Annotated in this window: 20 protein-coding genes and 1 pseudogene; 15 read left to right on the forward strand and 6 right to left on the reverse strand. The window is 74.3% G+C overall.

All coding sequences use genetic code 11. The annotated features are described in order from the left end of the window. Positions 1-471: 471 nt before the first annotated feature. The 13 genes from ABZ920_RS20980 (at position 472) to ABZ920_RS21040 (ending at position 10,499) form a co-directional block, all read left to right on the forward strand. Positions 472-2,169, forward strand: a complete 1,698-nt coding sequence (locus ABZ920_RS20980; RefSeq protein ID WP_361506934.1) for an NAD(P)/FAD-dependent oxidoreductase — start codon at positions 472-474, stop codon at positions 2,167-2,169. Beyond that, on the forward strand, positions 2,166-4,013 hold the full coding sequence (locus tag ABZ920_RS20985) for a transketolase (protein WP_361506937.1): 1,848 nt from the start codon (positions 2,166-2,168) through the stop codon (positions 4,011-4,013). Before ABZ920_RS20980 ends, ABZ920_RS20985 begins: the two co-directional genes overlap by 4 nt. Further along, the gene (gene ligD / locus ABZ920_RS20990; RefSeq protein WP_361506940.1) at positions 4,010-4,975 is read left to right on the forward strand and encodes a non-homologous end-joining DNA ligase; all 966 of its coding nucleotides are present in this window, start codon (positions 4,010-4,012) and stop codon (positions 4,973-4,975) included. The genes ABZ920_RS20985 and ligD overlap by 4 nt, the downstream gene beginning before the upstream one ends. A 105-nt stretch (positions 4,976-5,080) precedes the next feature. Next, complete coding sequence (locus tag ABZ920_RS20995) at positions 5,081-5,449, forward strand: gas vesicle protein (protein WP_361506943.1); 369 nt, start codon at positions 5,081-5,083, stop codon at positions 5,447-5,449. A 61-nt stretch (positions 5,450-5,510) separates the two neighbouring features. Further along, positions 5,511-5,927 carry a gas vesicle structural protein GvpA gene (locus ABZ920_RS21000; protein WP_361506945.1) on the forward strand — a complete coding sequence of 139 codons (417 nt, stop codon included), beginning with the start codon at positions 5,511-5,513 and terminating at the stop codon, positions 5,925-5,927. After that, positions 5,924-6,703, forward strand: coding sequence for a GvpL/GvpF family gas vesicle protein (locus ABZ920_RS21005; protein ID WP_361506948.1), 780 nt, complete (start codon positions 5,924-5,926; stop codon positions 6,701-6,703). Before ABZ920_RS21000 ends, ABZ920_RS21005 begins: the two co-directional genes overlap by 4 nt. 4 nt (positions 6,704-6,707) lie before the next feature. Then, entirely contained in the window at positions 6,708-6,971 is a 264-nt protein-coding gene (locus ABZ920_RS21010) for a gas vesicle protein GvpG (RefSeq protein WP_361506951.1), read from the forward strand. Beyond that, positions 6,968-7,591, forward strand: coding sequence for a DNA primase (locus ABZ920_RS21015; RefSeq protein ID WP_361506954.1), 624 nt, complete (start codon positions 6,968-6,970; stop codon positions 7,589-7,591). The genes ABZ920_RS21010 and ABZ920_RS21015 overlap by 4 nt, the downstream gene beginning before the upstream one ends. Then, positions 7,588-8,895, forward strand: a complete 1,308-nt coding sequence (locus tag ABZ920_RS21020; RefSeq protein WP_361506957.1) for an SRPBCC family protein — start codon at positions 7,588-7,590, stop codon at positions 8,893-8,895. Before ABZ920_RS21015 ends, ABZ920_RS21020 begins: the two co-directional genes overlap by 4 nt. Then, a complete protein-coding gene (locus ABZ920_RS21025) occupies positions 8,892-9,227 on the forward strand; it encodes a gas vesicle protein (RefSeq protein WP_361506960.1) in 336 nt (111 codons plus the stop codon). The genes ABZ920_RS21020 and ABZ920_RS21025 overlap by 4 nt, the downstream gene beginning before the upstream one ends. Positions 9,228-9,233: 6 nt before the next feature. Further along, the gene (locus ABZ920_RS21030) at positions 9,234-10,013 is read left to right on the forward strand and encodes a GvpL/GvpF family gas vesicle protein (protein WP_361506963.1); all 780 of its coding nucleotides are present in this window, start codon (positions 9,234-9,236) and stop codon (positions 10,011-10,013) included. Further along, positions 10,010-10,192: a gas vesicle protein gene (locus tag ABZ920_RS21035; RefSeq protein WP_361506966.1), complete on the forward strand. Its 183-nt coding sequence runs from the start codon at positions 10,010-10,012 to the stop codon at positions 10,190-10,192. The genes ABZ920_RS21030 and ABZ920_RS21035 overlap by 4 nt, the downstream gene beginning before the upstream one ends. 43 nt (positions 10,193-10,235) lie before the next feature. Then, positions 10,236-10,499: a gas vesicle protein K gene (locus ABZ920_RS21040; RefSeq protein ID WP_361507168.1), complete on the forward strand. Its 264-nt coding sequence runs from the start codon at positions 10,236-10,238 to the stop codon at positions 10,497-10,499. A 77-nt stretch (positions 10,500-10,576) separates the two neighbouring features. On the opposite strand, the gene ABZ920_RS21045 is transcribed toward ABZ920_RS21040, so the two are convergent. Both ABZ920_RS21045 and ABZ920_RS21050 read right to left on the reverse strand, forming a co-directional pair. Then, on the reverse strand, positions 10,577-11,398 hold the full coding sequence (locus ABZ920_RS21045) for a class I SAM-dependent methyltransferase (RefSeq protein WP_361506969.1): 822 nt from the start codon (positions 11,396-11,398) through the stop codon (positions 10,577-10,579). Positions 11,399-11,546: 148 nt separating this feature from the next. Beyond that, positions 11,547-13,034: a phosphatase PAP2 family protein gene (locus ABZ920_RS21050; RefSeq protein WP_361506972.1), complete on the reverse strand. Its 1,488-nt coding sequence runs from the start codon at positions 13,032-13,034 to the stop codon at positions 11,547-11,549. 378 nt (positions 13,035-13,412) lie between these two features. On the opposite strand from ABZ920_RS21050, the pseudogene ABZ920_RS21055 reads away from it, so the two are divergent. After that, positions 13,413-15,015 (forward strand): annotated as a pseudogene (locus ABZ920_RS21055) (ATP-binding cassette domain-containing protein). A gap of 291 nt (positions 15,016-15,306) precedes the next feature. Here ABZ920_RS21055 and ABZ920_RS21060 read toward each other — a convergent pair. Further along, positions 15,307-16,428, reverse strand: coding sequence for a Vms1/Ankzf1 family peptidyl-tRNA hydrolase (locus ABZ920_RS21060; RefSeq protein ID WP_361506975.1), 1,122 nt, complete (start codon positions 16,426-16,428; stop codon positions 15,307-15,309). A gap of 56 nt (positions 16,429-16,484) precedes the next feature. On the opposite strand from ABZ920_RS21060, the gene ABZ920_RS21065 reads away from it, so the two are divergent. Next, the gene (locus tag ABZ920_RS21065; protein ID WP_361506978.1) at positions 16,485-16,763 is read left to right on the forward strand and encodes a DUF6158 family protein; all 279 of its coding nucleotides are present in this window, start codon (positions 16,485-16,487) and stop codon (positions 16,761-16,763) included. 547 nt (positions 16,764-17,310) lie between these two features. Here the strand turns inward: ABZ920_RS21065 and ABZ920_RS21070 are convergent. The 3 genes from ABZ920_RS21070 to ABZ920_RS21080 form a co-directional block, all read right to left on the reverse strand. Further along, on the reverse strand, positions 17,311-17,853 hold the full coding sequence (locus ABZ920_RS21070; protein WP_361506981.1) for a type 1 glutamine amidotransferase domain-containing protein: 543 nt from the start codon (positions 17,851-17,853) through the stop codon (positions 17,311-17,313). Between the two features lie 282 nt (positions 17,854-18,135). Next, positions 18,136-18,624, reverse strand: coding sequence for a CBS domain-containing protein (locus ABZ920_RS21075; RefSeq protein ID WP_361506984.1), 489 nt, complete (start codon positions 18,622-18,624; stop codon positions 18,136-18,138). Between the two features lie 159 nt (positions 18,625-18,783). Then, positions 18,784-20,577, reverse strand: coding sequence for a thiamine pyrophosphate-requiring protein (locus ABZ920_RS21080; protein ID WP_361506986.1), 1,794 nt, complete (start codon positions 20,575-20,577; stop codon positions 18,784-18,786). Positions 20,578-20,776: the final 199 nt, after the last annotated feature.

Consider the following 20,776-nt stretch of genomic DNA (forward strand, 5'->3'; position numbering starts at 1 on the left):
GCGCGTGCCGGGCGGCGGGGTTCGCGGTGGGTGGCCGGGCGGGGGCGGTCGGGCGTCGTTCAACGGCCTTACGGGTCTTGCCCGGGGTGGGTGTCGTCGGGGGCTTGCCGGGTTCGTTTCGCGGCGTCGCGGGCTGCGTCCCGTGCGCGTGCCGGGCGGCGGGGTTCGCGGTGGGTGGCCGGGCGGGGGCGGTCGGGCGTCGTTCAACGGCCTTACGGGTCTTGCCCGGGGTGGGTGTCGGTCGGGGGCTTGCCGGGTTCGTTTCGCGGCGTCGCGGGCTGTGTCCGGTGTGCGGGCCGGGCGACGGGACCCGGGGCGGACGGCCGGGCGGGGGCGGCCGGGCGTCGTTCAGCGGCCTCACGAGCCCCGCCCCGCGGGCGGGCCGGGTGGGCGTGGCGGACGTTTGGGGGCCCCGGCCGGGGGGACGCGGAAGGTTCCGTAGGAGCTCCGCGACTGCGCCGGAGGCGAACCGTGAGTCGACCCCGCATCGTGATCGTCGGTGCCGGCTTCGCCGGATACCGGACGGCTCGGGTCCTGTCCCGGAAGGCCCGCGGCAAGGCCGACGTCGTCCTGCTGAACCCGACGGACTACTTCCTGTACCTGCCCCTGCTGCCCCAGGTGGCGGCGGGCATCCTGGAACCGCGCCGCGTCACGGTGTCCCTCTCCGGCACCCTGCGGCACGTGCGCCTGGTCCTGGGCGAGGCCGGCCGCATCGACCTCGACGCCCGCTCCGTGCACTACACCGACCCCGAGGGCAACGAGGGCACGCTGGGCTACGACCGGCTCGTGCTCGCCGCGGGCAGTGTCAACAAGCTGCTGCCGATCCCCGGCGTCGCCGAGCACGCGCACGGCTTCCGCGGTCTGCCCGAGGCGCTGTACCTGCGCGACCACATCACCCGGCAGATGGAACTCGCCGCCTCCACCGACGACCGGGCGACCCGCGCCGCGCGCTGCACCTTCGTGGTGGTCGGCGCCGGTTACACCGGGACCGAGGTGGCCGCGCAGGGGAAGATGTTCACCGACGAACTGGTCCGCGGGCATCCGCTGCGCAGGGGCATGCGGCCGCGCTGGCTGCTGCTCGACATCGCCGACCGGGTCCTGTCCGAACTGGACGAACGGCTCTCGCGCACCGCCGGCCGTGTGCTGCGCCGGCGCGGCGTGGAGGTCCGGATGGGCACCTCCGTGCGGGAGGCCACGTCCGACGGTGTCCTGCTGACCGACGGCGAGTTCGTCGCCACCCGCACCCTGGTGTGGTGCGTCGGGGTCCGGCCGGACCCGCTCGCGGCGTCCCTCGGCCTGCCGCTGGAACGCGGCCGTCTGCTCGTCGAGCCGACGCTGCGGGTGCCGGGCCGGCCCGAGGTGTTCGCCTGCGGCGACGCGGCCGCCGTACCGGATCTGGAGCGGCCCGGGCAGTACACCCCGATGACCGCCCAGCACGCCTGGCGGCAGGGCCGGACCGCCGCCCGGAACGTGGCCGCCTCGCTCGGCGTGGGCGAGGCGCGCCCCTACCGGCACCGCGACCTCGGCTTCGCCGTGGACCTCGGCGGTGTGCAGGCCGCCGCCAACCCGCTCGGTGTCCCGCTGTCGGGCCCGCTGGCCGGCGCGGTGACCCGCGGCTACCACCTCGCGGCGCTGCCGGGCAACCGCGTCCGGGTCGCCGCGGACTGGATGCTCGACTCCCTCCTGCCGCGCCAGGGCGTGCAGCTCGGACTCGTCCGGTCCTGGGCGGTGCCGCTGGACACGGCGTCCCCGGAGCCGGCGCGGTCACCGGCCCGGTCCGCCCCGCGGACGCGCGCCGGAGCCGGGGGCGACGGCGAGGCCGGCGCGGGCGACGCGCCCGAACCGGCGGGCGCACGGGGCGGCGCCGGACCGGCGAGGACCGAGCCCGGCCCCGAACCCGCGAAGAACCAGCCGGGCGGGGAACCGGCCAGGAACCAGCCCGGCGGGGAACCGGCCAGGAACCAGCCGGGCGGTGAGCCCGCGAAGAACCAGCCCGGCGCGGAACCCGCGACGAACCGGCCCGAGCCGGTCGCCCGCCGGTCCGGCGGGGCACCCCGCGGCGAGCACCCCTCCCCCGGACCGGTCAAGCGTGACGACCCCCCACCGGACGACCCGACGGACACCGCAGCGGACACCCCAGCGGGAACCCCCGCGGAAGGAGATTCATGAACACCGACGAACTCGTCGAACTCGGGCAGCAGTTGCGCGTCGACAGCGTCCGCGCGGCCGCCGAGGCGGGCTCCGGGCACCCGACGTCGTCCATGTCCGCCGCGGACCTGATGGCCGTCCTCCTCGCCCACCACCTCCGCTACGACTTCGAGCGCCCCGACCACCCGGGCAACGACCGGTTCGTGCTGTCCAAGGGACACGCCTCGCCCCTGCTGTACGCCGCCTTCAAGGCGGCCGGCGCCATCGACGACGAGGAACTGCTCACCTTCCGCAAGCTGGGCAGCCGGTTGGAGGGGCATCCGACGCCGCAGCGGCTGCCGTGGGTGGAGACCGCCACCGGCTCCCTCGGGCAGGGACTGCCGATCGGCGTCGGCATGGCACTGGCCGGCCGGCGGCTGGACCGCGCCGGATACCGGGTGTGGGTGCTGTGCGGCGACAGCGAACTGGCCGAGGGCTCCATCTGGGAGGCCGCCGAGCACGCCGGCCACGAGCAGCTGGACAACCTCGTCCTGATCGTCGACGTCAACCGGCTCGGCCAGCGCGGCCCCACCCGGCACGGGCACGACCTCGACGCCTACGCCCGCCGCTTTCGCGCCTTCGACTGGCACACCGTCGAGATCGACGGGCACGACCTCGACGCGATCGACCGGGCCTACGGTGAGGCCCTGTCCACCGCGGGCCAGCCCACCGCGATCATCGCCCGCACCCTCAAGGGCAAGGGCGTCGCCGACATCGAGGACCGCGAGGGCCTGCACGGCAAGCCGCTGAAGGACGCCGACGAGGCGATCGAGGAACTCGGCGGCGTGCGCGACCTGCGCGTACAGGTGCACGAGCCGCCCTCCGTCCGGCCGCCGCGGACCGCGGACGACGGCGACCTCGAACTGCCCCGCTGGGAGAAGGGGGAGGAAGCCGCCACCCGCGACGCGTTCGGCCGGGCGCTCGCCGCGCTCGGCACCGCGCGCGGCGACGTCGTCGTGCTCGACGGCGAGGTCGGCGACTCCACCCGCGCGGAGCTCTTCGCCAAGGAGCACCCCGACCGGTACTTCGAGTGCTACATCGCCGAGCAGCAACTGGTCGCGGCCGCCGTCGGCATGGCCCGGCGCGGCTGGGTGCCCTACGCCGCCACGTTCGCCGCCTTCCTCACGCGCGCCCACGACTTCGTGCGCATGGCCTCCGTCAGCGGCTCCGGCATCAACCTCAACGGCTCGCACGCCGGAGTCTCCATCGGGCAGGACGGGCCCTCGCAGATGGGCCTGGAGGACCTGGCGATGATGCGCGCGATCCACGGCTCGACCGTGCTCTACCCCTGCGACGCCAACCAGACGGCGAAGCTGGTCGCCCAGACGGCGGACCTGGCCGGCGTCCGCTATCTGCGCACCTCCCGCGGGAGCAGCCGGGTGATCTACGGCCCGGACGAGGAGTTCCCCGTCGGCGGCAGCAAGGTGCTGCGGTCCTCCGGCCGCGACCGGCTGACGGTCGTCGCCGCGGGCGTCACCGTGCACGAGGCGCTGGCCGCCGCGGACGCCCTGGAGCGGGAGGACATCCCGGTCCGGGTGATCGACCTGTACTCCGTCAAGCCCGTCGACCGCGACACGCTCCGGCAGGCCGCCGACGACACCGGCTGCCTGCTCACCGTCGAGGACCACCGGGCGGAGGGCGGCCTCGGGGACGCCGTGCTCGACGCCTTCTGCGACGGGCGCCCGGTGCCCCGCCTGGTCCGGCTGGCCGTCGGCACGATGCCCGGTTCGGCCTCGCCCGCCGAGCAGTTGCGCGCCGCGGGCATCGACGCCGCGTCGATCGCGGCGTCCGCGCGGCTGCTGGTCGAGCAGGCGATCGTCGCGTGAGCGGGGACGTGCGCACGGTGCGGGCCGGCCGCCGTGTGCTGGAGGTGCACCGGCCGGACAAGGTGCTCTTCCCCGGCCGCGACGGCGACGGCGGCGGTGCCAAGGAGTACACCAAGGCGGACCTCGTCGGCTACTACCGGTCCGTCGCGCCGTTCATGCTGCCGCACCTGCGCGGCCGCCCGCTGATGCTCCAACGCCACCCCGACGGCCTCGACGGCCCGCGGTTCATGCAGAAGAACGCCCCGGAGAACTACCCCGACTGGATCACCCGGGCCGAGGTCGCCAAGGAGGGCGGCACCGTCACGCACGTCGTGTGCGGCGACACCGCCACCCTCGTCCACCTCGCCGACCAGGCCTGCCTCACCCTCCACCGGTGGCTGTCCCGGGTCGGCCGGATCGAGCGGCCGGACCGCATGGTCTTCGACCTCGACCCCGCCTGGGAGGCCGGCCCCTCCGGCACCGCCCCGGCGGAGGACTTCGCGCCGGTGCGCGAGACGGCCCGGGAGCTGGGGGAGCTGCTGGACCGGCTGGGGCTGCCCTCGGCGCCGATGACGACGGGCTCGCGCGGTCTGCACGTCGTGGTGGCCCTCGACGGTCGTCACGACTTCGACGAGGTGCGCGCGTTCGCCCGGGACGTCGCCGGGGTCCTCGCCGCCGCCCACCCGGACCGGCTCACCACGGCGGCCCGCAAGAGCGAGCGCGGTGACCGGCTCTACCTCGATGTGCAGCGCAACGGCTACGCCCAGACCGCGGTGGCCCCCTACACGGTCCGCGCCCTGCCCGGCGCGCCCGTCGCCGTGCCCGTCACCTGGGACCAGCTCGACGACCCCGAGCTCGGCGCCCGGCGGTGGACCATGGCCGACGCCGTCGACCAGGCCCGCACCGACCCCTGGGCCGGCCTGATCGGCCGGGGCCGTTCCCTGAACCCGGCGCGACGCCGCCTGGACGCCCTCGGTGGTTAATACACATACCGGCTCTGCGCAGGTGGAACGCCCTGCGGAAGGGAGCTCTGCGCCCGTGAAGGTTTGGCCACAGAACTCGCGGCCACACGGAAGAAAGAGGTGGCCATGACGAACACGAACAACACACAAGAGTCGCAGGATTCACAAGAGCCACAACAATCACAGGAGTCAGGAGCACAAGCGGATCAGCGTGCGGCCCGTCCCCGGCCCAGGCCGATGGAGGTGCTGCGCGAGGCGCGCGCCCAGCTCGCCGAACTCACCGGCATGACCGCGGAGTCCGTCTCCTCGTTCGAGCAGACCGAGGACGGATGGTCGCTCGAGGTGGAGGTCCTGGAACTCGAGCGGGTCCCGGAGACGATGAGCCTGATGGCGAGCTACCTGGTCGAACTGGACCCCGACGGGCAGCTCACCGGGTACCGGCGCCTCCGGCGCTACGAGCGCGGGCGGTCCGACGCGCGGTCCGGCGGCCGGTAGGCCGCACCCGCGACGACATGCGCAGTCCCATTCCCCAGACAGACAAGGAGGCACGGTCGGTATGACCGTTGTCCCGGCACAGCAGTCAGGCGGCGGAGGCGGCAGCAGCGGCCTCTACGACGTACTCGAACTCGTCCTCGACAGGGGGCTCGTCATCGACGCCTTCGTCAGGGTCTCCCTGGTCGGTATCGAGATCCTGAAGATCGACGTCCGTGTCGTCGTCGCCAGCGTCGACACCTACCTGCGCTTCGCGGAGGCGTGCAACCGGCTCGACCTGGAGGCCGGGCCCCGCAAGAGCCCGGGCCTGCCCGAGATCGTCGGCGAGGTCACCGAGTCCGGTGCGCGCGGCAAGTCCAAGGGAGCCCTGTCCGGCGCGGCCGAGACCATCTCGGACGCGTTCAAGCAGGCCCGCGAAGAGGGTGAGAGCCGGCCGAGGGCCCGCAAGACCGCCGCGCGCCGGAAGGAGGAGCAGGAGTGAGCACCTACGTCTACGGCATCACGGCCACGTCGCATCCCGCGCTGCCGGAGGGCATGGAGGGCGTCGGCGAGCCGCCGCGTCCCGTGCGCGTCCTGCGCGAGGGCGAGCTGGCGGCGATCGTCAGCGACGCGCCGGAGGGACTGCGACCCAAGCGCAGGGATCTGCTCGCCCACCAGAACGTGCTGAGTGAGGTGGGGGCGGCGGGCTGCGTCCTGCCCATGCGGTTCGGCAGCGTCGCCCCGGACGACGCCGCCGTCACGGGTGTGCTCGCCGAGCGCGCGGAGCACTACGCCGAGCGCCTGCGGGCCCTGGACGGCAAGGTCGAGTACAACGTCAAGGGCAGTCACATCGAAGAGGCCGTGCTGCACCGGGTGATGGCCGAGAACGCCGAGGTCCGGGCGCAGGCGGAGGCCAACCGGCAGGCCGGCGGCGGCAGTTACGACCAGAAGATCCGGCTCGGTGAGATGGTCGCCGGCGCGGTCAAGGCCCGCGAGGCCCAGGACGCCGCCGAGGTGATCCGGGCGCTGGAGCCCGCGGCCGCCGCGGTCAGTTCCGGCCCCGAGTCCACGGGCTGGCTGGTCAACGCGTCCTTCCTGGTCGACCGGGACACGGCGGAGGAGTTCCTGAACGCCGTGGAGGACGCCCGCAAGGCACTGCCGCACGTGGAACTGCGCGTCAACGGACCCCTGCCGCCGTACAGCTTCGTCGAGCCCGGCCCCGCCGAGCCCGCCGAGTCCGCGGCGACCCCGGCCGGAGCGGACGCGGGAGCGGAGTAAGGCCATGGGACTGATCTCGGAGGTGCTGCTGCTGCCGTTCGCACCGGCACGCGGCAGCGCCTGGGCGATCAGGAAGGTGCTCCAGGAGGCGGAGCGCCTGTACTACGACCCGGCCGCGGTACGGGCCGAACTCGCCCAGCTGGAAGAGCAGCTGGAGGCGGGCGAGATCAGCGAGGAGGAGTTCGACCGCCGGGAGGACGAGCTCCTGGACCGCCTCGAAGTCGGCATGCGCGGTGGCGCGGGAACAGGTGAGGGGACAGCGCAATGAATCGAACAGCACTCGGCCTCGCAGTAGGGGCCGGATACCTGCTGGGACGCACCAGGAAAGCGAAACTCGCCCTCGCCGTCGGAAGTCTGGTGGCCGGCAAGAAGCTGAACCTAGGCCCGAAGGGCATCGCCGAGCTGGTGAACCAGCAGCTGAAGAACAACCCGCAGTTCAAGGAGATCAGCGACCAGCTGACCCAGGAACTGCGGGGCGTCGGCAAGGCGGCGTCGGGCGCGATGGTGGAGCGGCAGATCAGTTCGCTCGCCGACCGGCTGCACGGCCGCACCGCCCGGATGCGCGACGAGCTCGCGGGCGGCGGGAAGGCCGCCGGGAGCGACGGGCAGGGCTCGGAGGAGCCCGGGGGCGGCGAGGCCGAGGACGAGTACGAGGACCGGGAGGGCCGCGAGGCGGAGGAGTCCGAGGACGAGTCCGCGAGCCGGCGGCCCCGGGGAGAGGCGGCCGCGAAGGCGCGGCCGAAACCGGCCAAGCAGGGCACCGCCAGGAAGACGGTGGCGAAGAAGACCTCGGCCGCGCGGAAGACGGCCGGGAAGAAGACGGCCGCGGCCGGCGACGCGGTGCGCGGTGCCCGCGCCCGGCTGCCGAAGGGCGGCGGTGACCGATGACCGAGGCACTGCGATCCGTGACGTCCACCGGGGGCAAGGCGGCCAAGGACAGCCCGCTGTCCGGCCTGGCCCACAGCGAGGCCGCCGACCGGCTCAAGGCGGAGGTGCAGGCCTACCTCGCCGCCCAGGCCCAGCGCATGCTGACCGGGATGGGCCGCAAGCTGGGCGAGACCACGCTCAAGCTCAACGACATCGCCGACGGCAAGAGCCCGGGCTTCGCCAAGCTGGCGCTCGAGGGCGGCCGCAAGCTGGCCGAGGGCAAGGGGCCGGTGCGCTCCGTGCTCGAACTCGGTGCCTCGAGAGCGAAGGACAACATCGTGGGGGCGCTGAAGAACCTCGGGGGCGGTGGCGGCAAGCGCAAGAAGCGCGGAGGCAACAAGCCCACCGTCATCATCGAGTCCATCGACGTCGGCGTGCCGGTGCGCACGGCGTACGACCAGTGGACCCAGTACGAGGAGTTCAGCACCTTCGCCAAGGGCGTCAAGAGCGCGAGCCGCATCGACGACACGACCTCGGACTGGAAGGGCAAGATCTGGTGGTCCAACCGCAGCTGGAAGGGCCTGACCGTCGAGCAGATCCCCGACTACAGGATCCAGTGGTCGTCGGAGGCCGCCAAGGGCACCCACAAGGGCGTCGTCACCTTCCACCGGCTCGACGACAACCTCACCCGCATCCTGCTGGTCATGGAGTACTTCCCCAGCGGTTTCTTCGAGAAGACCGCCAACCTCTGGCGTGCCCAGGGCCGCCGGGTCCGCCTGGACTTCAAGAACTTCGACCGCTACATCAGCCTCAAGGGTGAGGCGGAGGACGGCTGGCGCGGCGAGATCCGGGACGGCGAGGTCGTCCGCAGCCACGAGGAGGTCGTCGAGGAGGAGCAGCGCGCCGAGGAGGAGTCCGAGGAGGGCGCCGAGGAGCCCGAGGGCACCGAGGAGGAGTCCGCCGAGTACGAGGAGGACGAGGAGGCCCCTGAGGAAGGCGCCGAGGAGCAGCCCGAGGGGGAGTACGAGGACGAGGAGCAGCCCGAGGGGGAGTACGAGGAGGACGAGGAGGAGCCCGAGGGGGAGTACGAGGAGGACGAGGAGGCCCCCGAGGGGGAGTACGAGGAGGACGAGGAGGCCCCCGAGGAAGGCGCCGAGGAGGAGCCCGAGGAGGGGTACGAGGACGAGCCCGAGGGGGAGTACGAGGAGGACGAGGAAGCCCCTGAGGAAGGCGCCGAGGAGCAGCCCGAGGGCGAGTACGAGGACGAGGACGAGGACGAGGAGGAAGGCGAGCCCAAGCCCGCCGAAGGCGGGAGCCGCCGATGACGACCCCCAGCCGGCTGCCCGACCCCTACGGTCCGAGCAGCGGCGCCAACCTTGCCGACATCCTCGAAAGGGTGCTCGACAAAGGCATCGTCATCGCCGGTGACATCCGTATCAACCTGCTCGACATCGAACTCCTCACCATCAAGCTCCGCCTCGTCGTGGCCTCCGTGGACAAGGCGAAGGAAATGGGTATCGACTGGTGGGAGAGCGATCCGGCACTCTCCTCGCGGGCCCGGCGCGACGAGCTCGCGCGGGAGAACGCCGAGCTGCGGGAGCGGCTGGCTCGCCTGGAGGAACTGGAGCTGGACAGGGGCCGTGCCCAGAAGGAGTGAGAACTCATGACCGGACTGCGGTACGTCTACGCCGTCTGCCGCCCCTTCGGCACGCCCTTGCAGGCCCAGCTGACGGGGGTGGCGGGCAAGCCGGCCAAGCTGCTTCCCCATCACGACCTGGTGGCCGTCGTCAGCGAGGTGCCGGAGGCCGACTTCGCCGAGGAGCCCCTGCGGGCCCATCTGGAGGACCTCGACTGGCTCGCCGCGACCGCCCGCGCCCACCAGGGCGTGATCGACGCGCTCACCGTCGTCACCACGCCGCTGCCGCTGCGGCTGGCCACCGTCTTCCGCGACGACAGCGGCGTGCGCACCATGATGGAGGCCCGCGAGGACCACTTCCTGCGCACCCTGGACCGGCTGGAGGGCCGCGTCGAGTGGGGCGTCAAGGTCTACCTCGAGACCGAGCAGCCCGAGAAGGCGCAGCCCGCCGCGCCGGCCAAGGCCGCGTCCGGCCGGGACTACCTGCGGCAGCGGCGGCAGCAGACGAGGGCGCACGAGGACCTGTGGCAGCGGGCCGAGACGTTCGCCACCCGGCTGCACGAGACGCTGTCCGCCCTGGCGGAGGACACACGGCTGCACGCGCCGCAGAACGCCGTCCTGTCCGGCTCGGCCGGGCGGAACGTGCTGAACGCGGCCTATCTGGTGCCGCGCACCGGGTCCGAGGAGTTCGTCGAACTCGTGGACCGCACCAAGGACGACGCCCCCGGGCTGCGGGTGGAGCTCACCGGTCCCTGGGCGGCCTACTCCTTCGCCCGGGACACCGCGGAGGAGGGGACCGGCCCGTGACCGTCGTGGAACGCCGCGAGATCGCCCTGGTCGACCTCCTCGACCGGCTGCTGGCCGGCGGAGTGGTGATCACCGGGGACATCACGCTGCGGATCGCGGACGTCGACCTGGTCCGCATCGACCTGAACGCCTTGATCAGCTCGGTCAACGCGCAAGTGCCCTCACCGTTTGGAGACTGACGTGACCTCGCCGTCCGGGCCGTCACCGGCCAGGCGCAAGCGGATGGACCTCGAACCGGACACCGTCGAGCGCGACCTCGTCAAGCTCGTGCTCACCGTCGTCGAACTGCTGCGCCAGCTCATGGAGCGCCAGGCGCTGCGCCGCTTCGACGAGGGCGACCTGAGCGAGGAGCAGGAGGAGCGCATCGGACTGACACTGATGCTCCTGGAGGACCGCATGGGCGAGCTGCGCGACCGCTACGGACTGCGCCCCGAGGACCTCAACCTGGACCTCGGACCCCTGGGGCCCCTGCTTCCCCGGCAGTGACGTCCGTCGCGGCGCCGCCGGGGCGCCGCGACGGAACCGCGTGCGGGAAGCAGGGGCCACGCGCTGCCCGCGGGCGGTCAGGAGTCCTTGCGGCACAGGATCTCCCCGTGCAGCACGGCGAACCAGCCGTCCTCCCGCGCGCCCCACTCCCGCCAGGCCTCCGCCACGGCGCGCAGCCGCCCGGGGGTCGCGTGGCCGCCGTCCACCGCGCGCTCCGCGTACGCCGAGGCCACGGTGCGCTCCGCCCACAGGCCGCTCCACCACTCCCGGTCGGCCGCGGTGGCGAAGGTCCACGTGCTCGACGTCGCGGTGACGTCCGTGAAGCCCGCCCGCAGCGCCCAGGCACGCAGCCGGCGTCCCGCGTCCGGCTCCCCGCCGTTGGCGCGGGCCACCCGCCCGTACAGCTCCCGCCAGTCGTCCAGCCCGGGCACCGCCGGGTACCAGGTCATCGCCCCGAAGTCCGCGTCCCGCACGGCCACGAAACCGCCCGGCCTGGTGACCCGTCGCATCTCCCGCAGCGCGGCCACCGGATCGCCCACGTGCTGCAGCACCTGGTGGGCGTGGACCACGCAGAAGTGGTCGTCGGGGTAGTCCAGCGCGTGCACGTCCGCGACCGCGAAGCCGACGTTGGACAGGCCCCGCCCGGCGGCCGTGGCGCGGGCCCGCTCCAGGATCGCCGGTGCCCGGTCCACGCCGGTGACGTGCCCGTGGGACACCAGTTCCGCCAGGTCGGCGGTGATGGTGCCGGGACCGCAGCCCACGTCCAGAATCCGCATGTGGGGCTTGAGCGAGCCCAGGAGGTACGCCGCCGAGTTGGCGGCGGTGCGCCAGGTGTGCGAACGCAGCACCGACTCGTGGTGGCCGTGCGTGTAGACGGCCGTCTCCCGCGGCTCGGGCATGGCTGTGCCCCTCTCGTCGTACCGGTTCCCGCCACGCCGAGCTCGTCGGCCACGGGCCCGGGCCCCACGGCCCGGTCCGGCGCGGATCACGGTACGCCCGCCACCCGCATGGTGAGACCCGCGTTCCGGAATCTGGACTGACGGACCGTCAGGGGAGGGGGCGGTACACCGGCAGGGCTCCGGGCAGCTTCTCCAGCCACACCTCGTCCTCCACCTCCACGACCTCGCCGTCGTAGGCGAGGAGCGTGCCGGGGGCGACGCCCGTCAGGTGCAGCCGGCGCACCTGCACCCCCGCGTGGGCGGGGGAGCGGCTCAACGGGCCCGCCAGGGCCGCGGCGAGCAGCCGCAGGGCGGGCCTGCGCCCGCCGTGGACCACCCGCACGTCGAGCACACCGTCCGCCAGGTCCTGCCGGCGGCCCGGCGCCAGGCCCATCCGGTGGTAGGTGCCGTTGCCGGCGAACACCAGCCACAGCGGACGGCGCCGGCCGTCGAACTCGGCCTCCAGGGGGTGGCGGTCCGCGCGCAGCACCCGCAGCGCCGCCAGCACCCCGGCCGGCCAGCCGCCGATCCGCTGCGACCAGCGCTCCCGCTCGCGCACCAGCTCCGGGTACACGCCCAGGCTGAAGGTGTTCAGGAAGACGCCCCGCTTGTGCCCGGAGGAGAACCGGCCGACGTCGGTGCGCATGCCCTCGCCGCGCTCCAGGGCCCGGGTGAGGTCCCGCACGTCCTCCACGCCCAGGTCGTACGCGAAGTGGTTGAGGGTGCCGCCGGGCAGCACGGCGAGCGGCAGGCCGTGGCGCAGCGCGGCCTCGGCGGCCGCGTTCACGGTGCCGTCGCCGCCGCACACCCCGAGCACCCGGGCCCGGCCGGCCGCCTTCTCCAGCTCCGTCCTGACGTCCTCCGGCGCGCACTCGACGACCTCCGCCTCCGGCAGCGCGTCCCGCAGCGCCCGGGCCCGGTCCGCGGTGCCCGACGCGGTGTTCGCCACGACGACCAGGCCCTGGCCCCCGGGCAGCGCCGGCAGGACGGCGCGCGGCCGGGCCGGCGGGACGATCTGCCCGCGCGTGGGCACCAGACCCCGGACGGCGAACGCGGCGCCCGCGCCCAGGGCCGCGCCCGCCAGGACGTCGCTCGGGAAGTGGACGCCGGTGTACACGCGGGAGGCGACGACCGACAGGGCCAGCGGGGCCACCGCCGCGCCCCACGCCGGGGACTCCAGGGCGACGCCGGCCGCGAAGGCGGCCGCGGACGCCGAGTGACCCGAGGGGAAGGACGTCGTGATCGGCTGCTGGTTCAGCCGGCGCACCAGGGGCACCGGGTCCAGCACCGGGCGGGGGCGGCGCACCGAGCGCTTGCCGAGGGTGTTGATGGTCAGGGAGGCCAGGCTCAGCGAGGCGAGGCCGCGGACCGCGGCGCGGCGGGCCCGCGGCGTGCGGCTCGCCGCCATGGCGGCCGCCACGGCGAACCACAGCACCCCGTGGTTCGCGCTGCGGCTCAGCCGCGGCAGGACGGGCTCGGCGCCGGGCCAGTGCCACGAGGCGGCGGCCTCGAACAGGCGGCTGTCCAGGGCCAGCGCCCCCTTCAGGACGGTGTGGGCGCCGGTCTTCGGGGCGGTCAGGTCGACGTCTGGGCTCATACAGGGACCGTTACCCTGAAGTCGCTCCTCCGTGTGTGCGCGAACGCGGTGTCGACTCCGTCGGGCCCCGCGCCCGCTCCCCGTGCGCCACGGCCGGACCCCGCTGGGCGTGGCCGCGCTGCCGGACCCGGCCGCGCCCGGACCGGACGGCCTGTCGGGTCTCGGCGGAGCGGATGAGGACGCCGGGCCCGGCCCCCGTTCCGCGAGCGGCGGGCCGCCGCGCCGCAGCCGGTCGGACGGCGCCGGCCCGGTCCCGCACGAGGTCACGGCCGCGGGGGAGACGCCCCGGCCGGACCGGCGGCGGCCCGCCGGGGACGGGCCGCCGGTGCCGGATAAGGGTTTGCCGCCGCCCGGGCGCCGCCCGCACAATGCCTCCTCATGGGACACCTGGAAGCCGCGCACCTCGAATACCACCTCCCCGACGGGAGGACACTGCTCGGCGACGTGTCCTTCCGGGTGGGGGAGGGGGCCGTCGTGGCCCTCGTCGGGCCCAACGGCGCGGGCAAGACCACCCTGCTGAGGCTGATCTCCGGCGAGCTGAAGCCGCACGGCGGCAGCGTCACCGTCAGCGGCGGCCTGGGCGTGATGCGGCAGTTCGTGGGCTCCGTCCGCGACGAGACGACCGTGCGGGACCTGCTGGTGTCCGTCGCGCCGCCGCGCATCCGCGAGGCGGCGCGGGCCGTCGACGCGGCCGAACACGCCCTCATGACCGTCGACGACGAGAAGGCCCAGCTGGCGTACGCCCAGTCCCTGGCGGACTGGGCCGAGGCCCGCGGCTACGAGGCCGAGACGCTGTGGGACGTGTGCACCACGGCCGCGCTGGGCGTGCCGTACGAGAAGGCGCAGTGGCGGCAGGTGCGGACGCTGTCCGGCGGCGAGCAGAAACGCCTGGTGCTGGAGGCGTTGCTGCGCGGCACGGACGAGGTCCTGCTGCTCGACGAGCCGGACAACTACCTGGACGTCCCCGGCAAGCGGTGGCTGGAGGAGCGCCTGAAGGAGACCCGCAAGACGGTCCTGTTCGTCTCCCACGACCGTGAACTCCTCGCCCGCGCCGCCGAGAAGATCGTGTCCGTCGAGCCCGGCCTGGGTGCACGGCGGCGGCTTCGCCACCTATCACGAGGCCCGGCGGGAGCGCTTCGCGCGCTTCGAGGAACTGCGCAGGCGCTGGGACGAGAAGCACGCACAGCTGAAGAAGCTGGTGCTGAACCTGCGGCAGGCCGCCAGCGTGAGCCACGAGATGGCGTCCCGCTACCACGCCGCCCAGACCCGGCTGCGCAAGTTCGAGGAGGCCGGCCCGCCGCCCGAGCCGCCGCGCGAGCAGGACATCACCATGCGGCTGAAGGGCGGGCGCACCGGCGTCCGGGCCGTCACCTGCGCGGGCCTGGAGCTCACGGGCCTGATGAAACCCTTCGACCTGGAGGTCTTCTACGGCGAACGGGTCGCCGTCCTCGGCTCCAACGGCTCCGGCAAGTCCCACTTCCTGCGGCTGCTGGCCGGGGAGGACGTCGCGCACACCGGCAGCTGGAAGCTCGGCGCACGGGTCGTGCCCGGGCACTTCGCGCAGACCCACGCGCACCCCGAGCTGCAGGGCCGCACCCTGCTCGACATCCTCTGGAAGGAACACGCGCAGGACCGGGGCGCCGCCATGTCCCGGCTGCGCCGCTACGAGCTGACCGGGCAGGCCGAGCAGTGCTTCGAGCGGCTCTCCGGCGGCCAGCAGGCGCGCTTCCAGATCCTGCTGCTGGAGCTGGCGGGGGCGACGGCCCTCCTCCTGGACGAGCCCACCGACAACCTGGACCTGGAGTCCGCCGAGGCGCTGCAGGAGGGCCTGGAGGCGTTCGAGGGCACGGTCCTCGCGGTCACGCACGACCGCTGGTTCGCCCGCTCCTTCGACCGCTACCTCGTCTTCGGCAGCGACGGTCGCGTCCGGGAGACCGCGGAGCCGGTCTGGGACGAGCGGCGGGTGGAGCGGGTCCGGTAGCGGGCGGCCGGATCCGGCGCCGTTCCCGGACGGGCGGGCGCCCGTGCGGCGGCCCGGCCGGGCGGGAAGCGGGTGGCTCGAGGCGGCGCGGTTTCCGGGCCGTTCCCCGGACGCGGACATGCCGAAGAACTTCCGGACTTCCCAGTACGACGGGCCGATCGCCTTCGACGGCTACCCGTGCGGGCGCCCAGGTGGCAGCCCGGCCGGCCGGGAAGCGGGCGCCATGGCCGCGGACGCGGGGGCGCCCGGGCCCGTGGTCGCGGTGGGCCGCGGCTGCGGGGGCGGTGCCGCTCACCCGCGGTGCAGCACGGCGCCCAGACCGCCCGCCGGCAGGTCCTCCTCCGCCGCCGCCGCACTCAGCGGGGCCAGCGACATGGCCGAGGCGCCCGTGGCCGCCGCGCCGCGGACCAGGGCGTCGTCCGCCCGCACCGCCCAGGAGCGCTGTTCGCCGAGGATCGTCAGTTCCGTCCGGCGCACCGCCAGCTGGTCCGGGTCCTCCCCGATCCACACCTGCCGGTGCGGGTCAGGACCGTCAGGACACAGCAGCAGCGCCTCGATCCGGTGCTCGCGGGCCGCCTCGGCCAGCCCCGGCAAGCCCTCGGCCGCCTCGGTACGCCCCTCGGCGTCCGGCGCGCGGGCGGACCGGAAGCGGTCCAGGGCCGCCTCGGCACGCCGCTGGACGTGCCCGGCGCGGAGGCTGTCCACGTCGTCGTCCGGCAGACGGGTGCCGCTGCCGGGCGAGGCCTGAACGACACGGTCGTGCAGCCGCCTGGGCAGCCGCTCGCGCACCTCCCGCAGCTCTCGCTCGTTGCCGACGAGGACCAGCAGGTCGGCGCGGCTCTCCTCCTGGCTGACACTGAGCGCGTCGGCGATCTCCGCCGCGTTGTGCTCCCAGGTGTTCTCCACCTTCAGCTGGAACTGCCACTCCGACCAGTCGGCGCCGCCGGCCCGGTGGACGCGGTACTGACGCGCCGCCACCGCGCCGGCCCGCTGCCGGCCCCGCGCGTTGCGCAGCTCGAAGTCGGCGCCCTTGCGATCGACGTACGCGACGATCGCGACCGGGTCCTCACCCGCCAGGTCCAGCAGCGGCGCCGCCCGCGGCAGCGGCGCCCACACGGCCGTGCCGCCGCCCGGCGGGCGCCGGGCCAGACGGGGGTCGAGGACGATCCGCCCGCCCCGCGCGAACAGGGCCCGTCCATGGACGTCGGGGGAGCTGCGCAGGTCCTCGATCGCGCTCTCCACGGCACCACAGGTGGCCTCGTCCGCACCCTGTTCCGACAGTTCCCGGACCACCTCCCGGGCCGTCGGACGCAGCTCGCGGGGCGTGTCGTCCGCGTGCCGCGAGGTGTCGACGTACACGGAGGCCCAGGAACCGGTGCGCTCGTAGAGGGGAAGCAGAAAAGCGAGATCCATGGCTCCCTCCCGATGCCGTTCGGGGGTAGTGCGTGCCGGGCGGGTACCCGTACCGCATGAACGAACACGAAGAGCGGGGCACCACCATGACCGGCGTCGACCCGGGCCGGCTGGACGACCAGCAGCTCATGAAGGAGTTGGAGAACATCCACCGCACGCGCCACGACACGCTGCTGTACGGCTCGAACGACGCGCTGCGCGCCCACAACGAGCGCATGGCGCAGCTCGAGGGCGAGTGGCTGCGCCGCAACCCGCGGCGGCCCGTCGCCTCCGGCCGCACCCGAGAGGGGGCCCGGGAACGGCAGGGCGGGGAGTCGGCGACTCCCCGCACCTGACCTCGGCCGGTCATGTCCCGTCCGGCCGCTGCGCCCCGGGGCACACCGCCCGGCCCGCCCCACGCCCGGGCGTGCGGCCCGCTCCCGGAACCGATGCGCCCCTCCCGCCAGGACCGGCCCGCGCGGCTTCCGCACCCGCCCGCACGGCTGTCGCGGTCCTGGCCGCACGTCCGGCGCCGGGTTCTACCTGAAGTGTGGGCGGTCCCGCGATGCTTGCGCGGATCGGCGGACGCGGCGGTGAACCCGCGGCGGCCGGGTCGAGCGGGGACGCGCGGGGCTGTGGCGGCCCTGGCCGCACGTCCGCTGCGGGCGGCCCCGCGGCGCTCGCGCGGGCCCGGAGGACGCGGTGGCACGCCTGCGGCGGCCGGTCGAGCGCGGACGCGCGGGCGCACGCCCTCATCGGGTCGGTGGGCCGCAACGGCCGCACGCGGAGGGGTGCCCGGAGCACCTGCACGGGAGCGAGCCCGCTCACGCGGACGGGGCCGTAACGACGTGGACCGGCCCGCGGCCGTTCAGGCCGCGGGCCGGTCCGTCGCGTCGTGCCGGGTCAGCCGCGCGTCTTGGCGAAGACGTCCAGGAACGTCTCGCAGAACGCCTTCAGGTCGTCCGGCTTGCGGCTGGTGACCAGCGTGTTCGGGCCGCCCTCACAGACCTGCACCTGCTCGTCGACCCAGGTGGCGCCCGCGTTGCGGAGGTCCGTGCGCAGGCTCGGCCAGGAGGTCAGCGTCCGGTCGCGTACGACGTCCGCCTCGACCAGCGTCCAGGGCGCGTGGCAGATCGCGGCGACCGGACGGCCCTGCTCGAAGAAGGACTTCACGAACGCGACCGCCTTCTCGTCCAGCCGCAGGAAGTCCGGGTTGGCCACGCCGCCCGGCAGGACCAGACCGTCGAAGGAGTCGGCTGAGGCGTCGCCGACGACCTCGTCGACGGGGAACGTGTCCGCCTTGTCCAGGTGGTTGAACGCCTGGATCTCGCCCTGCTCGGTCGACACGAGCACGGGTTCGTGGCCCGCGTCGGCGGCCGCCTTCCACGGCTCGGTCAGCTCCACCTGCTCGACGCCCTCGGGTGCGACCAGGAATGCGATACGCATGATGTTCGACGTCCTTTCGATAGGACACCCACGGGCCTCAGGGCCGGCGGGCGCTTGCTCCTTGTTCGTTCCGTCGGGGGACTCCGGGACGGCCGGCACCGTGGGGGAGCCGCCCGGCCCGCTCGGCGCCGGCCGCCGGCGGCCGTACGGCGGCCGGCACGGGGGCGGTCCGGCGGCGGGGGGTGACCGCGCGGGGCGGGCCGGCCGCGGCGGCGGGCGAACGGCCGAAGCCGTGTGCAGGCGCCGCCGCCGGTACGGCGGGCCCGGCCGCGCCGTCACCGCTCACGCGGTCGCCGTGGCCTCCGGCCCGGGCCGCACGAAGTCCGTGGGCGCCGGTGCCGAGGGCGGGGCCGCCGTGTCCGGTTCCGCCCGGCTGATGTCGGCGAGCGCCGACCCGGCCCGGTCCGCCCCGGCCAGGTCGCCGAGGCTCACCATGCCGACCGGCAGGCCGTCCTCGACGACGGGCAGCCGGCGCACGGCGTGCCGGCGCATCAGCGCGACGGCCGCCGACACCGGGTCGTGCGGGCCGACGACCTGCGGGTCCGGCGTGCACACCGCCCGCACGCTCACCGTCTGCGGATCGCGGCCCTCGGCCACGGCCCGCACCGTGATGTCGCGGTCGGTCAGCACGCCGACGACCCGCTGTCCGTCGGCCACCACCACGTCACCGATGTCCTGGTCGCGCATCAGCCTGGCCGCCTCGGCGAGCGAGGCGTCGGGGCGGACGGCTACCACACCCGGTGTCATGACGTCCCTCACGTAATCAGCCATACGTCGGGCCCTTCCTGCCTTCCAGTCGACGGGGGCGCCGCGGCCCCGATCCCCGGCGTGGCCACCGCGTACCCGTGCACGGGCGGCCGACACCGCCCACCTGTCACCGGCACGCGGCGCGGCCGGCGCACGCGCCCCCGCGCCGGCCGCCCGCCTCGTTCACCGCTTCTCGCCGCCCGTCAGGAACTCCTGCGCCTTCGCCTTCAGGCCCTGCTTGACCACGGACCCTCGGTCCGCGTCGCCCTTCAGGATCGCGGCGGCCGTCGCCTCCATCTGCTCCCACGTGGCGTGCGGCGGGATCGGCGGCACCGCCGGATCGGTCAGGAACTCGACCACCGCCGGCCCGTCGGCCTCCAGCGCCGCCCGCCAGGCCCCCTCGACGTCCTCCGGCCGCTCCACGCGGATGCCGGTCAGCCCCAGGGAGCGGGCGAAGGCGGCGTATTGCACGTCCGGGATCTCCTGCGAGGGCAGGAACGACGGCGCGCCGCCCATGGCCCGCAGCTCCCAGGTGACCTGGTTGAGGTCCCGGTTGTTCCAGACGGCGACCACCAGCCGCGGATCCTCCCAGCGGTGCCGGTACTTCGCCGCCGTGATCAGCTCGGCCATGCCGTTCATCTGCATCGCGCCGTCCCCGACCAGGGCGATCGCGGGCCGGTCCGGGTGGGCGAACTTCGCGCCGATCGCGTACGGCACCGCGCAGCCCATCGTCGCCAGCGTGCCGGACAGCGAGGAGCGCATCGCGCCCCGCATCGTCAGGTGCCGGGCGTACCAGTTGGCGGTGGAACCGGAGTCGGAGGTGACGATCGCGTTCTCCGGCAGCAGCGGGTCCAGGGCGCGGGCCACGTACTCCGGGTTGACCGGGTCGGCCGACAGGCCCGCCCGCCGCTCCATCACCTCGCGCCAGCGCCGCACGTTGTCGCAGACCGTGTCGAACCACTCGCGGCCGCGGTCCGGGCTCAGCAGCGGGATCAGCCGCTCCAGCGTCGCCCGCGCGTCGCCGACGAGGTTCACCTCGTACGGGTAGCGCATGCCGACCATGTGCGGGTCGATGTCGATCTGCACGCCGCGGGCCGCGCCGAACTTCGGCAGGAACTGGGTGTACGGGAACGAGGAGCCGATCGTCAGCAGGGTGTCGCAGTCGCGCATCAGCTCGTACGACGGGCGGGTGCCGAGCAGGCCGATCGAGCCGGTGACATAGGGCAGTTCGTCACTGAGGACGTCCTTGCCGAGCAGCGCCTTGGCGACGCCGGCCCCGAGCAGCTCGGCGATCCGCTCCACCTCCGCCCGCGCCCCCGAGGCGCCCTGGCCGACCAGGATCGCCACCTTGTCGCCCGTGTTGAGGACCTCGGCGGCCCGCTGCAGCGCGTCCTCGCTCGGGAGGGCCGTCCAGGCGCTGCGGTCCAGGCTGGAGGGCACCATCTTGAACTCGTGCGTCGGCGGCGAGTAGTCCAGCTCCTGCACGTCGCCGGGGATGATCACCGCGGTCGGGCAGCGGCGGGCGTACGCGGTGCGGATCGCCCGGTCCAGCACGTTCGGCAGCTGCTCGGGGACCGTCACCGTCTCCACGAAGTCGGAGGCGACGTCCTTGAACAGCGTGTGCAGGTCGACCTCCTGCTGGTAGGAGCCGCCCATCGCGGTGCGGTGCGTCTGCCCGACGATCGCGAGCACGGGCACATGGTCGAGCTTGGCGTCGTACAGGCCGTTGAGCAGGTGGATCGCGCCCGGCCCGGACGTCGCCACGCACACGCCGAGGCGCCCGCTGAACTTGGCGTAGCCCACGGCCTGCAACGCGGCCATCTCCTCGTGCCGGGCCTGGACGAAGCGCGGCTCGTCCTCCGCCCGGCCCCAGGCGGCGAGCAGCCCGTTGATGCCGTCACCGGGGTAGCCGAACACCTCCTCCACACCCCACTCGCGCAGGCGCCGCAGGATGTGGTCGCCGACCTTGGTGCTCATGTGAACGGACCTCCCGGGGGGACGAGGACAGCGGGCACAGCGACGTGACGGGTCACCCGGCGGGCCCCGCGAAAACCTCCGGGTTTGCCTGCGCGGCCCCGGGGCAGGCGCGCAGTCAGTGTTTCGGACCGGAGGCACGTCCGTGGGAGCGCCACGGCGGGCCGCCGGGCGCGCGCGTCCGGTGCGCGGTCGCCCTCCC

Origin of the sequence: Streptomyces sp. NPDC046831 (assembly GCF_040645305.1) — a bacterium.
Taxonomy (GTDB): Bacteria; Actinomycetota; Actinomycetes; order Streptomycetales; family Streptomycetaceae; genus Streptomyces.

Bases quoted from the DNA above. Each gene is read 5' to 3' on its own strand.
- ABZ920_RS21015 (WP_361506954.1), top strand. From the start codon at position 6,968: ATGAATCGAACAGCACTCGGCCTCGCAGTAGGGGCCGGATACCTGCTG.
- ABZ920_RS21010 (WP_361506951.1), top strand. From the start codon at position 6,708: ATGGGACTGATCTCGGAGGTGCTGCTGCTGCCGTTCGCACCGGCACGC.
- ABZ920_RS20985 (WP_361506937.1), top strand. From the start codon at position 2,166: ATGAACACCGACGAACTCGTCGAACTCGGGCAGCAGTTGCGCGTCGAC.
- ABZ920_RS21080 (WP_361506986.1), bottom strand. From the start codon at position 20,577: ATGAGCACCAAGGTCGGCGACCACATCCTGCGGCGCCTGCGCGAGTGG.
- ABZ920_RS20995 (WP_361506943.1), top strand. From the start codon at position 5,081: ATGACGAACACGAACAACACACAAGAGTCGCAGGATTCACAAGAGCCA.
- ABZ920_RS21030 (WP_361506963.1), top strand. From the start codon at position 9,234: ATGACCGGACTGCGGTACGTCTACGCCGTCTGCCGCCCCTTCGGCACG.
- ABZ920_RS21020 (WP_361506957.1), top strand. From the start codon at position 7,588: ATGACCGAGGCACTGCGATCCGTGACGTCCACCGGGGGCAAGGCGGCC.
- ABZ920_RS21025 (WP_361506960.1), top strand. From the start codon at position 8,892: ATGACGACCCCCAGCCGGCTGCCCGACCCCTACGGTCCGAGCAGCGGC.
- ABZ920_RS21060 (WP_361506975.1), bottom strand. From the start codon at position 16,428: ATGGATCTCGCTTTTCTGCTTCCCCTCTACGAGCGCACCGGTTCCTGG.
- ABZ920_RS21070 (WP_361506981.1), bottom strand. From the start codon at position 17,853: ATGCGTATCGCATTCCTGGTCGCACCCGAGGGCGTCGAGCAGGTGGAG.
- ABZ920_RS21040 (WP_361507168.1), top strand. From the start codon at position 10,236: ATGGACCTCGAACCGGACACCGTCGAGCGCGACCTCGTCAAGCTCGTG.
- ABZ920_RS21000 (WP_361506945.1), top strand. From the start codon at position 5,511: ATGACCGTTGTCCCGGCACAGCAGTCAGGCGGCGGAGGCGGCAGCAGC.
- ABZ920_RS21050 (WP_361506972.1), bottom strand. From the start codon at position 13,034: ATGAGCCCAGACGTCGACCTGACCGCCCCGAAGACCGGCGCCCACACC.
- ABZ920_RS21065 (WP_361506978.1), top strand. From the start codon at position 16,485: ATGAACGAACACGAAGAGCGGGGCACCACCATGACCGGCGTCGACCCG.
- ABZ920_RS21075 (WP_361506984.1), bottom strand. From the start codon at position 18,624: ATGGCTGATTACGTGAGGGACGTCATGACACCGGGTGTGGTAGCCGTC.
- ABZ920_RS21045 (WP_361506969.1), bottom strand. From the start codon at position 11,398: ATGCCCGAGCCGCGGGAGACGGCCGTCTACACGCACGGCCACCACGAG.